Origin of the sequence: Beggiatoa alba B18LD, from assembly GCF_000245015.1 — a bacterium.
Taxonomy (GTDB): domain Bacteria; phylum Pseudomonadota; class Gammaproteobacteria; order Beggiatoales; family Beggiatoaceae; genus Beggiatoa; species Beggiatoa alba.
This window is the reverse complement of record NZ_JH600070.1, coordinates 2,850,060-2,863,845: the sequence shown is the minus strand read 5'-3', so window position 1 is coordinate 2,863,845 and position 13,786 is coordinate 2,850,060. Positions and strand designations below refer to the sequence as shown.

The window sequence follows — 13,786 nt, the reverse complement described above, 5'->3', positions numbered from 1 at the left end:
GATTTCATCTTTCATCAGAATAGCCTAAAGATAGTAACTGCCTCTAAGAAGAGAATAAAAAATGATCTATTCACCAGACTTACATTTCTACGGCTTTTTACCCGCTACGCGGGTAAAAAAAAGAAGCAATAGCTGAAGCGATTGCACTCCTGAAACAGAAAAAATTAACGCGAATGAATCTTTTAAATCCTGCTAATCCTGATTCAGACAAACGCTTGTCTTTTTAAAAGAAACTCGTAGAACTCCAGTTAATTTATTTCTTAACTCGCTGCATCCTCCTTCCCCTTTCCCCACAATTGAAAAATTTTGTGCGAATCGATATTTTTAGAATTATCAAATTAAACCCAGTTTAAAAAATACGGGTATTCCCCCATAGTAAACTGCACAGTGTTAGTAAGTCAGACGCTAGTTTTTGATTTTAAAAATTAAGCAGTAAAACTATAACTCCCTCACTAAGTTGCATCGCAACAAAGTGCTTATTTGACAAAAGACAGACTGCAAGCGATAGTTTTTGCCTATCCTTGACGTTTCGTCATTTTTTATTTTTACGCCAAATTTATACGATAGGAAACTGTTTGTTATGTCTAATTATCGTTATTTCTTTATCGGTTTAATGGGAATGAGCGTGTTTATAACGCCATTGTCTCAAGCTGCGCAACAGTCGCCACCTGCAATGCCTGTTGAGGCAGCTCCCGTTAAATTAGATACGGTCATTATTGATGCGACGGCTGTCGGTACGTTAAAAGCGGAGGAAAGTGTGATTATTCGCTCTGAAATTGATGGCAGAGTGCAGGCTATTCATGTCGCAGAAGGTCAAGCGGTTGAAAAAGGTAAACCTTTAATCGTTTTGGATGATTCAGAATATCGGGCACAGTTAGCGGAAAGTAGTGCAACTGTTAATTTGAATGTTTTAAATTTTGAACGTGCAAAAGATATGTTAAATAAGAATTTAGGCAGTCGACAAACTTATGACGAAGCCAAAGCGAAATTGGATGAGTCGCGGGCGCGTCAGTCTATCTATCAAGTTTCTTTAGATAAAACACGAATTCTTGCACCATTTACAGGTATTTTAAGCCTAAAAGACATCAGTGAAGGGGCTTATATTAAAGCGGGTGATGATTTAGTCACATTAGTAGATATTCGTACAGTTAAACTCGATTTTCGCGTCTCTGAACGTTATTTGACACAATTAAAAATCGGGCAAGCGGTTAATTTGCGGGTTGATGCTTATCCGAATGAAACATTTAGCGGACAGTTGTATGCGATAGACCCGCGTGTCGATGAGGAAACACGCACAATTTTATTACGCGCACGGGTTAAAAATGAGGCTCAGAAATTATTGCCTGGTATGTTTGCGCGGGTGAGTTTGTTATTAGCCGTGCGTGAACAGGCGATAACTGTCCCTGAGGAGGCAATTGTGCCTCAAGGCAATGATAGTTTTGTTTTTAAAATCGTTGATAACAAAGCTGTTTTAACAAAAGTGACAATTGGCAAACGACGGACAGGGGACGTGGAAGTTTTAGAGGGATTAAACGCGAGTGATATTGTTGTGACGGATGGACAAATTAAGCTCCGTAATGGGGTTGGGGTGAATATTGTCAATCAGCCCTCATCCAAGCAAGCAACAACGCCTGCAACGCCGTCGGCTAAGTAAGTGCCTTGCTCAGGAGGGCAGTAGTATATGGTTTTATCTGAAATGTCGATTCGTCGCCCTGTGTTGGCGACCGTGATGAGTTTGATGATTATTTTAGTCGGCGCACTCTCTTTTACGCGCTTGTCGGTGCGCGAATATCCCAATATCGACGCGCCTGTGGTTTCCGTGCGGACTGTTTACACGGGGGCAAGTGCGGAGATTATGGAAAGCCAAGTGACGCAGCCGATTGAGGATGCCTTAGCAGGGATTGAAGGGATTAAAAAAATTAAATCCATCAGTCGCGAGCAAGTCAGCGAAATTACCATTGAATTTGTGTTAACCCGTGATGCAGATAACGCGGCTAATGATGTGCGTGACCGTGTTGCACGAGCGCGTTCTGAATTGCCTGATGAATCGGATGAGCCTGTGGTCTCTAAAGTAGAGGCGGACGCGCAAGCGGTGGTCTGGATTGCATTTTCAAGTGATAAACACAGCTCTTTAGAACTCAGTGATTATGCTGACCGCTTTATTATTCCGCGTTTACAAGTGTTGGAAGGGGTTGCAAGTGTCATTATTGGGGGAGAAAGGCGTTACGCCATGCGGATTTGGCTAGACCGTGACCGCCTCGCCGCGTATAAACTGACTCCACAAGATGTGGAATCCGCGTTGCGCTTGCAAAATATCGAAATTCCGTCGGGACGCATTGAAAGCACTCAGCGGGAATTTACGGTTTTAACCCAAACGGATTTAAAAACCCCACAAGAATTTAATGATTTAATCATTAAAGAAGTCAATGGCTATCCAATTCGTTTAAGTGATGTAGGTAAAGCAGAAGTCGGTCCTGAAGATGAACGGCGGATTGTGCGGGTGAATGGACAATCAGCGGTCGGTTTAGGTGTAGTTAAACAATCAACCGCGAATACATTATCCGTTGCGCAAGCGGTACGTGCTGAATTGCCACGTGTTTCTGTCTTGGATGGCATGAAATTAGAAGTTGTCTTTGATACCTCTATCTTTATCGAAGCCTCCATCGATGCAGTTTACCGCACGATGACTGAAGCCTTTATCCTCGTTGTCTTAGTGATTTTTGCCTTTTTGCGTTCATTCCGCGTCACCTTTATTCCCTTTGTGACGATTCCCGTCTCATTGATTGGCGCGTTTATTTTCCTAGATGTTTTAGGATTCTCTATTAACATCCTAACCTTACTGGGCTTAGTGCTGGCAATTGGGATTGTGGTTGACGACGCAATTGTTATGCTGGAAAACATACACCGCCACGTTGAACTAGGAAAACCGCCACTACAAGCAGCCGTTGCAGGCAGTCGAGAAATTGGTTTCGCGGTCATTTCCATGACCGTGACTCTTGCCGCAGTCTTTGTCCCGCTTACGTTCATGACAGGCAATACAGGGCGATTGTTTACCGAATTCGCCTTAACTGTTTCGGCGGCGGTTGTCGTTTCAGGCTTTGTCGCGCTGACTTTAACGCCGATGATGTGCTCAAAAATGTTTAAAAGTCATGAACATCATGGCTTTTTATTCAACATCACCGAAAAATTTTTCGTTGCCATGAATGATGGCTACCGCTTTGTCCTTAAAGGCGTGTTAAAAGTTTGGTGGCTGATGTTAGTTGTCTTTGCCGTAACCATTTACGGCGCAATTTGGATATATCCACAGATTAAACAAGAGCTAGCCCCCACAGAAGACCGTAGCATTTTAATTGGTGTACTCAGCGCGCCTGAAGGAGCAACCTTAGAATACACCGATAAATACGCCCGCCAAATCGAGAAAATTTACGAAAAAGTGCCAGAAATTCGTAAATTCTTCGTTGTTGTCGCTCCGGGCTTACAAAATCCTAACCCTGTAAATAATGCCTTATCTTTCGTCAGTCTGATTCCTTGGGGAGAACGCACACGTAGCCAACAAGCCATTGCTGCCGAAGTCATGCCGAAAATGTTAAGCCTACCAGGTGTTTTAGCCTTCGCGCTCAACCCGCCATCACTGGGGCAAAGTTTTCGCAATCCGCCCGTACAATTCATTATTCAAGGCGATTCCTACGAACAGCTACAAACCATGTCAGACAATATGCTGGCTAAAATTCGGGCTTATCCGGGAATGACCAACGTCGACACCGATTTAAAACTGAATAAGCCACAATTAGTTGTGAGCATAGACCGTGACAAAGTCGCAGCGGTAGGCGTAGAAGTGGAAGAAGTCGGACGTACTTTAGAAACCCTGCTTGGTGGTCGCCAAGTCACCCGCTTCAAACGTGAAGGCAAACAATATGATGTGATTGTTCAACTGAGCCAAGAAGACCGCACCAAACCTGCCGATTTAAGCTCGATTTTTGTGCGTAATAAAAACGGGCAATTAATTCAACTCTCTAACTTAGTCACAGTGACTGAAGCGGTTGCCCCCAAAGAGTTAAACCGTTTTGACCGTTTAAGAGCCGTTTTAATCAGTGCCAACGTTGCACCAGGTTATAGCTTAAAACAAGCCCTAGATTTCTTAGACCAAACCGCAAAAGAAACCTTAGACGCAACGGCAAAAACAGGACTAGATGGACAATCCCGCGAGTTTAAAGAATCAGGCGAAACATTAGTAATGACCTTTATTCTTGCCTTAATTTTCATCTACCTTGTACTGGCTGCACAATTTGAGAGCTTCATCAGTCCTTTTATTATCATGCTCACCGTACCGTTAGCAATGACAGGAGCATTATTTGCCCTGTTTTACACCAATGGCACGCTCAACGTGTACAGCCAAATTGGTCTTGTGATGCTAATCGGTTTAATTACTCGACATGGGATTTTAATTGTTGAATTTGCGAACCAATTACAAGAACAAGGCAAACTCTTAAAAGAAGCGGTGGTAGAAGCAGCAGTCTTACGCCTACGCCCGATTCTAATGACCTCATTATCCATGATTTTAGGAACGTTACCGCTAGCAATTTCAGTCGGCGCGGGGGCAGAAAGTCGCCAACAAATCGGCTGGGTTATTCTTGGCGGTTTGATATTAGGGACATTCTTAACCCTGTTTATCATCCCTGTGGCTTACACCTTATTAGCAAAACGTTACAACCCTGATAAGGAATACTCCCACAAACATGGACATAAAAACGCAACCTATGCCCCACATTCCATTGTAGAAACTGGTGGCTATGGCAATGTGGAACGTCATTAATTAAATATTTGCTTCACGCATGACAAAAAAAGGTGCTAAATGCACCTTTTTTTATATTTAAATATAACAGGTTAATAACGAAAATAAGATATGATACTCACTGGGTAAAAATAATAATCTGGGAATAAAACTGGAATGACCATTGAAAAAATTTTGCTAGGGTTATTTGATAAGTCTGTTTTAGATTACTTTAAACATAAACAACGTGGTGGGCAAAGCAATCAAGATGGAAACCGATACGAAAATTTTTTTGCAGTATCACAACTTATCGAATTATTCTATATTTTACTGAATAACACTAATGCAACAGATATTCAAATCTATATCCAAGCTGACGCTTTTGTAGATGATTTACTCATTGTTGATGAACAACATAGTAGCTATAGACATTTTCAGTTAAAAAATGCCCAACAACTTTCATGGGGAAACGGACTAAAAAGTCTTGCTGATGATTTTTATAAGCAAAAACAAATTAATGTGCATCAAAATATTCAATATACAGCCTTAACGCTTGTTTGTTCACAACCAAAAGCTTTTGAAAAATTAGTAAATAATATACCAACAGAGATTATGAGTTTTTCAAAAGTTATTTACTTTCCTGTTGCCGATACCCTGAATCAACTTATTTTAAGCCATGTCGATTTTAAAGAATCACTCGAAAAAATCTGTTTTTCTAATGAATCTGACAAATTAGAAGCATTAGCTATCCTGATCCTAGGACATTGGCAAGACAAACAAACAACGGTAAATTCTGTGCATGAATTATTAAGAGAATTACAAGCCAAATTTCCTAATTATTTAATAAAAAACAATCTCACAATAGATTCATTATTACCCCAAGTGCGGGCGATTTTTGCCGAAATTACTGATTTTAGTTACAACATTCAACATGGATATTTTCATTGGAACTATATGAATTTAGAATCGGGCGTTGTTTTATATCCTATTGATAGTAATGAATTTAACAATATTCAGCGTACTGTTATTGCACAATATCCTCGTCATTTTGATGATTTAGTAGGTATTTTATTATTATGAGTCGACAATTTTCAAATGACACAAATGACACCGTAAAAGCCCATTTAGACACATTAATTGATCAAGGGACTGATGCAACATGTTATGCAAATGCACTCTATTTATTGGGTAAAGATTTAGGTGAAGTACTTATCAAACAAATTAAAAATCAAGAAAAAGTTTGTCTTGCTTGTACTGTTGAAGATGCGGATTATCTAGCACAAGGTGTCATTGAGATTTTAACAAATCATGTTGCTTCCGTTGCGCTTGCCTGTTTTTGGAATCAACGAGATGAACAACAATCGATTGCCCCTATTTTAAGGAAATATATAGAACCTGATACAGCTCAAGCAACTACGCTGATTATTATTAAATCTGTCATTTCTGGTGCATGTGTAGTAAAAACGAACTTAACCAATTTAATTCAACAACAAACAAAGCTCGAAACAATTATTGTTGCTTCTCCCGTCATGCACATACAAGCGAAAGAAAAATTAGCAAATGAATTTCCAAAAGATTTATCAGATAGATTTCACTATGTTTATTTCGCAACGGATAAAGATAAAGAAACTAATGGAACGTTAATACCTGGTGTTGGTGGCAATGTTTATACCCGTTTAGGGTTTAAAGACCAAACGGATAAAAATCGCTCTACGCCAGAACTTATTAAAAATCGTAGAAAACTATTTATTTCTGCCTAAGTTATTCAGCTTTTTAATAAAAAAGGCGCATTTTGCGCCTTTTTTTATGGCTAACTATAGCAAACGTATTATAAAACGACATGAAGGACTGGCAGTCCTCACAGGACTGCCAATCCTAGATTTAAATCACTTTATGGTACGTTTAACGCTAGTTCGGCGAGTGGCGAAAACCTTTTAGAATTGTTCAACTAAAAAATGTAGGGTGGAATAGCAAAGCGTATTCCACCATACGATTTATAATCTGTTTTTGCTCAGTTTTTGCAGAATTTCAAGGTGGAATACGCTTCGCTATTCCACCCTACAACATTCAAGCTGTTGTCTTTTTAAAAGAATCTCGCCGTACTCGCGTTACGGTTACTATATTCATTATCAAATCTTATATAGCTAATGCACTATAAACTAATTAATAATATGAATTTACTATAAATATTAACGATTAAACTAGTCGTTTTTTATAGTTTTCAAACTTAGATTAATGCTACTTTATTACGTAGAATTTATTCAGCATCTGTCACCCATTTTTTAGGACAGTCCACCTATAATGTTTACCTCCTTAAGGCACATTCTTTGCCTTGCCTTTATACAACGCGGTTTTAAGGGTTGCTCCATAATGCATTATTTTAAAATTTCCACCAAATTGCTATTTCTTGCAATTTTATCGTGTTGTGTTGTTTTTGGGATTGGAATTTATAGCCTTTTACAAGCACGGTCTATTTTTCAAGATATTAATGCGGTTTATCAAACAGCTAATATTGTTTCGCAAATAGAACGAGATATTATTAATCCGAGTTATCAAATACATCATGATTTTCTCTATTTAATTCAAGAGCAAAACCTTCAGGCGCAATCAAGCCGTTATGCGCGTTTAGTGACAACATCGCAATTAGTTGATAATGCATTATTAGCTTGGAAAGCACAATTTGTGAGCATTTCGCAAGAAAATACTGTTTTTCAAGAAACATTTATTGCTTGGTTGTCTTATAAAGATTTCTTAAATGAATTGATAAGTAAAAGTAATGAATTACAAAGTAATACTTATCAGATTAATTTAAAAGAGAAAGCTGATAGCGTTTTTCAGTTATTTGCATTAAAAATGAATGATTGGCTAAATCAACAGTCATTAATAACAACACGCACGGAGCAAGATGCAAAACAGCATTATTATGCTTTCTTTCTTGTTACTTTAGCTGTTGTTTTTATAGGGGTTTGTATTGTTGCTGTTGTTAGTTGGTCTGTAACACGACAGGTGATTTATCCATTGCGTTTAATTCATCAATATTTAACGCAGCTTAAACAAGGCAAAGTACCTGAGCGAGATATTCCTTATACAGGCACTGATGAGATTGCAGAAATTGCAGTAGCGTTACAGCAATTAAAACAAGCCATTCAATGTGCGATTCAACAAGCACAGTTTATTGCCGCTGGTGAGTGTGACCGCGAAATTAGCTTGTTGTCGAATGATGATGAAATGGGGAAAGCCTTACAGAATATGACGTTAACCTTGCGGGAAATGGTGGAGTTTGTGCAGACCATTACGTCAGGGAATTATGAGCATAAAATTGTGGCAGTTTCTGAGCGTGACCAGTTACGCACTGCTTTGGCGCGTATGCGCCGCACGTTGCGCCAAGTGACCGATGAAAATGCCATTCAAAACTGGTTAAAAACAGGGCAAACAGGATTTGCAAGTATTGTTCGTGGTGAGCAGGATTTATTAACCTTGACGCAAAATATCATTAATTATGTAACGGGTTATGTAGAAATTCCTGTTGCAGTGTTTTATGTCTTTGAACAGGAAGAATTACATTTATATAGCAGTTATGGCTATAAAGTGCGTCATCATAATTATACAACGTTTAAAATGGGTGAGGGGTTGATTGGACAAGCTGCGTTAGAACGAAAAAATATTGTTTTTAGTCAATTACCTAAAGAGCATATTTCATTAGCCATTGTGTCAGGGTTGGGCGAGTCTTTACCGATTCATGTGTTTGCTGTGCCGTTACTGCATGAAGATAACTTATTAGGGGCGTTAGAGTTTGCAACCGCTCGTCCATTTACGACGACAGAAATTCAATTTATTGAGTTAATCGCGCCCGATGTGGCAATTGCGTTGAATTCGGCAAAGGCGCGGTTGCGGATGAAAGAGTTATTAGATGAATCGCAACAATTAACGTTAACCTTGCAAACCCAACAAGAGGCGGTGATTGCACGAGAGGCGCGGATTCGCACCATTGTCGATACGGTGGTAGATGCCATTATTACCATTGATGAACGTGGGATTGTGGATTCTTTTAATAAAGCGGCTGAAATTATTTTCGGATATGCGGCAACTGAAGTAATTGGTCATAACATCAGTATGTTAATGCCGAATCCTTATCATGATGAACATGACCGTTATTTACATAGTTATGTCACAACGCAGAAATCGCGGATTATTGGCAGTATTCGTGAAGTACGTGGTCTGCGTAAAGATGGCTCGACCTTCCCTGCTGAATTGTCTGTCAGTGAAATGTGGGTGAATAAGCAACGTTTATTTACAGGCGTTATTCGTGATATTACCGAGCGTAAACAGGCAGAAGAAGCGATTAAATTACAACAAGAAGAGTTACAAACCAGTAATGAAGAATTACAGACGCAACAGGAAGAATTACGCCAAACCAATGAGGAATTAGAAAATCGCTCCCGCGAGTTAGAGCGACAAAAAGAAGTGATGCAGGAGCAAAATGCGCGTTTAGCCGAGAGTCAGCAAGATTTAGAACGCCAAGCCCGCGAATTAAAACAGGCGAGTCAGTATAAATCAGAATTTTTAGCAAATATGTCGCATGAGTTGCGCACACCTTTAAATAGTTTGCTGATTCTTGCGGGATTATTGATTGAGAACAAAGACGCAAATCTGACAGAAAAACAAGTGAGTTATGCAAAAACGATTGAAAGCGCAGGGCAAGATTTATTGAATTTAATCAATGAAATCTTAGACCTTGCCAAAGTAGAAGCGGGCAAGTTAGAAGTACATGTCGAAGAAGTGATTCTGATAGACTTTATGCAAACCACACAACGGAAATTTAGCCATGTTGCGGAACAAAAAGGTTTAAATTTCAATTTACAAGTAACAGAAAGATTACCAACCCTTATCTATACGGATGTCCAACGGTTAAAACAGATTTTTAATAACTTACTGTCTAATGCGTTTAAATTTACCGCGCAAGGCGGTATTAGCATTCAAGTCACTCGTCCTACCGCAGAAGTGTTACAACAAGCTGGCTTAACTACATTAAAAGCAGAACAAAGTCTTGCCTTTAGCATTATAGATACAGGCATCGGCGTTGCGCCCGAAAAGCAAGCCTTAATCTTTGAAGCCTTCCAACAAGCTGATGGCACAACCAGCCGACGCTTTGGCGGAACAGGATTAGGCTTATCTATTTCTCGCCAACTTTCACATTTATTAGGCGGTGAACTGCTTTTACAAAGTGAAGAAAATAAAGGCAGTACGTTTACACTGTATTTACCTGAAAAGTTAATCATTCAGCCAACCCCTCCCAGCACGCCCCCCTTACCGCATTTACCCTTAAGAATACAAGCGAAATACCAAGCCCCAACACCTGCACCTATTCCTGCCCCGAAAACTGTTCAATCTAAATCAGAGACAACAACAGGTATTCTCAACACGGATGAGTTTTCTAACTTAGAGGCATTACAACGTCCGCCACAATTTCAGGATGACCGCCAGAAAATTCTACCGGGTGATCGTGTTTTGCTTATCGTAGAAGATGACAGAAAGTTTTCCACAATTTTAAAAGAGTTAGCCACAGAAAAAGGCTTTAAATGCTTATTGGCTGAAGATGGGAAAGAAGCCCTACAACTGGCAGAAATGTATTTACCCTGCGCCATCATTCTTGATGTAGGGCTACCACTGTTAGATGGCTGGACAGTCATGGAACGCTTAAAAGATAGCCCGTTAACCCGCCATATCCCGATTCATGTCATGTCTGCCAGTGAACAAAGTCGAGATGCACGCAAACTAGGTGCAATCGGTTATTTGCTCAAACCCGTCAGTATGAATGAATTAAGCGACTCTTTCAGAAAAATAGAAACTTTTATCGATAAAGAAATAAAAATTCTTTTATTACTAGAAGATAATAAAGAGCATCAGGTTAAAATTCTCAATTTAGTAGAAGAAAATAACTTGAATATTATTCTCAGTAAAACGGTAGAGGAAGCCTATCAATTACTCCATGAACATCAGCCCGACTGTATGATTATCGACGTAGATACGGATGCAGGAAAAAGTTTAAATCTGTTAGAAAAACTAGACAGAAATGATATTGTCACGCAAGTGCCATTAATCGTTTATTCTGAGCGTGAACTCACAGAATCAGAAGAACTTTTAATGCAAGAAGCAGCAGAATATCTAACGATTAAAGAAGTACATTCTCCCGAACGATTACTAGATGAAGCGACACTCTTTTTACATCAAATAGAAACACATTTAGCCCCTGAAAAACAAAAAATGTTGCGCCTTGTACACAATAAAGAAGCGATTTTAATTGGCAAAAAAGTGCTATTAGTTGATGATGATGTTCGTAATAGCTTTGCACTAACAACGTTTTTAGAAAGCAAAGATATGGATGTGGTTGTGGCTGAAAATGGTAAAGAGGCATTAGATGCCTTAACCAAACACCCCAATATATCCCTTGTTCTCATGGATATCATGATGCCCGAAATGGATGGTTATGAAGCTATGAAACACATCCGCGAGCAAACCAAATTCCGCAAATTACCGATTATTGCTTTAACAGCTAAAGCGATGAAAGGCGATAAAGCAAAGTGTATCGCCGCAGGTGCAAATGATTATTTAACCAAACCTGTGGATATGAACCGTTTATTATCTTTATTACGAGTATGGTTATATCAGTAGTTTGTGCTGATAAGGGGGATGTGTGTTTATAAAAACATTGAGATTAAAAAATTTTCGGCAATTTCAGAATTTTGAAATCACTTTTAATCAACAACTGACTGTTATAACAGCCCGTAATGGGCAGGGAAAAACCAGCATATTAGATGCGGTTACGATTGCATTAGGGACTTTTGTCGGGGCTTTCGATTTTGGCAAAGCCTGCCATCTTGCGCAAAGTGATGCTCGTTATACAAAAAATGGGTTTTCTTCGGATTTTTCATCTGATTTTTATGCTGAACGAACCCAGCAGTATCCTGTACACGTCTATGCAGAATTCGATGAGCCTTTATTAAAAGGATTTAGAGAGTTAACAGGGAAAAAAAATAAAACAACGATTAAAGATGCAAGTGAAATAAGTTCTTATGGTAAGGAGTTGCAACAAAAAGTGAGAGAAGGACAAACTGAACCTTTGCCTGTCATTGCTTATTATGGTTCTGGACGTTTGTGGAAAACTCACAAAAATATGGCGCGTGAACATGTATTAAGTGAAAGTAGAACCATTGGTTATGAAGATTGTTTATCACCTGTTTCAAATTTTGTCCAAGTTCAGCAGTGGATGGCTAAAGCAACTTATGCCGAATTACAACAGCAAGCGCGTGCTGAAAAAGAAACCAGTATTGCAATCCGATTAAAAACCGTTGAAAACGCTGTTAATCAGGTGTTAAAAAAAGAGGGATGGGATAATTTTCATTATGATTTAGAACTAGAAGAGCTAGCAATGACTGGCTTGCATTCTGAAACAGGCGATTTACCGATTAGTTTATTGAGCGATGGTTTACGCGCCATGATTGCACTCGTTGCTGATTTGGCGTTTCGTTGTGTCCGTTTAAATGGTTTTTGGGGGGAGGAGGCAACGCTTAAAACACAGGGGATTGTGTTGGTTGATGAGATTGACTTGCATTTGCATCCTGAATGGCAACAATATGTCATTGATAACTTACGCAAGGTTTTTCCGTTGATTCAATTTATTGTTACAACCCATAGCCCGCAGGTTTTAAGCACAGTTAAACAGGAGCAAATTCGCGTGATTGGCGAAAATGTGAACAGAGAGCTTATTGCAAGCATTCCGCTGGGGATGACTTATGGTGAACCTAGTCAAAGCGTTTTGCAGGGAGTGATGTTTGTTGATCCACAACCGCCTGTTAAAGAAAAAGTAGATTTGCAACGCTTAACAGAATTGGTCGACCAAGGGTGTTATGAAACGTCAGAGGCAAAAGAGTTACAGCAAAAATTAGAAACATTACTGGGTAAAACACATCCTCAATTACAACGTTTACAACGTAGTATTGAAAGACAACAACGCTTAAAAAAATGAGATATATTTTAAAAAGGCAATTTGGAGAATATCATCTGAACGAAGCAAATAAAAATCCTCCTAGTGATAAAGATTCAGCAACAAGTCGTTGGAGTAGTTTTGGATATAAAGATGTAGTTTGTCAGTGTTTATTAGACGAACAAAATTTTTTGTGTTGTTATTCTGAAGTTAAATTAGAACATTGTAGCTCAGATGCGTATGATTATCATATTGAACATGTTCAGCCTAAAAGTTTATATCCAACCCGTACATTTGATTATCAAAATTTAGCAGTCAGTGCATTCAGTGCTGAGGATTTAAAATCTTATCAAAGAGAGGAATTATTTGGCGGGCATTATAAATTAGGTCATTATGACCCTGATTTATTTATCTCTTGTCATCAAGTGGATTGTGCGAATTATTTTTGTTATACATCTGATGGTCGTGTTGTTCCTGCTTTGCAATTAAGCGATGTGGAAAAAGCGAAAGCAATTTATACTATTGATATACTTAATTTAAACTCTCATCTCTTAGTCAATTTAAGGCAACAATATTGGGATGAATTAGAGAAAATATGGAAAGAGCATGAGCAAAAAAATTGGTCTATCGAAGACCTTAAAAAGATTCAATTAGAACCCATAAGTAACAGACTTTATCCTTTTTTCAGTTTGTCACGCCAATTTTTTGGTGATTCTTGAATACAATAAACTAACCAGAATACCTTAATAAAACATGCTATTAGCGGTAAAATCTAAATATCTATGACCGCTTCCTAAAGGTATAATACTTCAAAAGATTTTATACACACTATGTTCCACAGATACTCGGGCTACCTACTCTTGGAAGGTTAATAAGCCCTCTTTGATGTCTTATCCTCATCCTAAATGAGTTAACAACTCAAATTTTCAAGATATTTTTCAACCCTTTTTTATTTAACCTCTTTTTCGTAATACTGAGGTTAATTAATTTCTCACGATTAATCATGACTTTTTTTTAATCTTTGGGCTAGT

The 13,786-nt window shown here is 38.7% G+C and carries 7 protein-coding genes; all 7 read left to right on the top strand.

Annotated elements, in window-relative coordinates; translation table 11 throughout:
* Nucleotides 1–580: 580 nt before the first annotated feature.
* The 7 genes from BEGALDRAFT_RS11605 (at nucleotide 581) to BEGALDRAFT_RS11575 (ending at nucleotide 13,474) form a co-directional block, all read left to right on the top strand.
* Entirely contained in the window at nucleotides 581–1,654 is a 1,074-nt protein-coding gene (locus BEGALDRAFT_RS11605; RefSeq protein WP_002690187.1) for an efflux RND transporter periplasmic adaptor subunit, read from the top strand.
* 27 nt (nucleotides 1,655–1,681) lie between these two features.
* On the top strand, nucleotides 1,682–4,813 hold the full coding sequence (locus BEGALDRAFT_RS11600) for an efflux RND transporter permease subunit (protein ID WP_002690184.1): 3,132 nt from the start codon (nucleotides 1,682–1,684) through the stop codon (nucleotides 4,811–4,813).
* Nucleotides 4,814–4,948: 135 nt separating this feature from the next.
* Nucleotides 4,949–5,851: a hypothetical protein gene (locus BEGALDRAFT_RS11595; protein ID WP_002690182.1), complete on the top strand. Its 903-nt coding sequence runs from the start codon at nucleotides 4,949–4,951 to the stop codon at nucleotides 5,849–5,851.
* A complete protein-coding gene (locus BEGALDRAFT_RS11590; RefSeq protein ID WP_002690180.1) occupies nucleotides 5,848–6,531 on the top strand; it encodes a hypothetical protein in 684 nt (227 codons plus the stop codon). The genes BEGALDRAFT_RS11595 and BEGALDRAFT_RS11590 overlap by 4 nt, the downstream gene beginning before the upstream one ends.
* A 610-nt stretch (nucleotides 6,532–7,141) precedes the next feature.
* A complete protein-coding gene (locus tag BEGALDRAFT_RS18315) occupies nucleotides 7,142–11,443 on the top strand; it encodes a response regulator (protein ID WP_002690178.1) in 4,302 nt (1,433 codons plus the stop codon).
* A 22-nt stretch (nucleotides 11,444–11,465) separates the two neighbouring features.
* A complete protein-coding gene (locus BEGALDRAFT_RS11580; RefSeq protein WP_002690176.1) occupies nucleotides 11,466–12,797 on the top strand; it encodes an AAA family ATPase in 1,332 nt (443 codons plus the stop codon).
* Entirely contained in the window at nucleotides 12,794–13,474 is a 681-nt protein-coding gene (locus BEGALDRAFT_RS11575) for a retron system putative HNH endonuclease (protein WP_002690175.1), read from the top strand. Before BEGALDRAFT_RS11580 ends, BEGALDRAFT_RS11575 begins: the two co-directional genes overlap by 4 nt.
* Nucleotides 13,475–13,786: the final 312 nt, after the last annotated feature.

Excerpts from the sequence above, each read along its gene's own strand:
- BEGALDRAFT_RS11605 (WP_002690187.1), top strand. The coding sequence starts at position 581 with ATGTCTAATTATCGTTATTTCTTTATCGGTTTAATGGGAATGAGCGTG.
- BEGALDRAFT_RS11575 (WP_002690175.1), top strand. The coding sequence starts at position 12,794 with ATGAGATATATTTTAAAAAGGCAATTTGGAGAATATCATCTGAACGAA.
- BEGALDRAFT_RS11595 (WP_002690182.1), top strand. The coding sequence starts at position 4,949 with ATGACCATTGAAAAAATTTTGCTAGGGTTATTTGATAAGTCTGTTTTA.
- BEGALDRAFT_RS11600 (WP_002690184.1), top strand. The coding sequence starts at position 1,682 with ATGGTTTTATCTGAAATGTCGATTCGTCGCCCTGTGTTGGCGACCGTG.
- BEGALDRAFT_RS11590 (WP_002690180.1), top strand. The coding sequence starts at position 5,848 with ATGAGTCGACAATTTTCAAATGACACAAATGACACCGTAAAAGCCCAT.
- BEGALDRAFT_RS18315 (WP_002690178.1), top strand. The coding sequence starts at position 7,142 with ATGCATTATTTTAAAATTTCCACCAAATTGCTATTTCTTGCAATTTTA.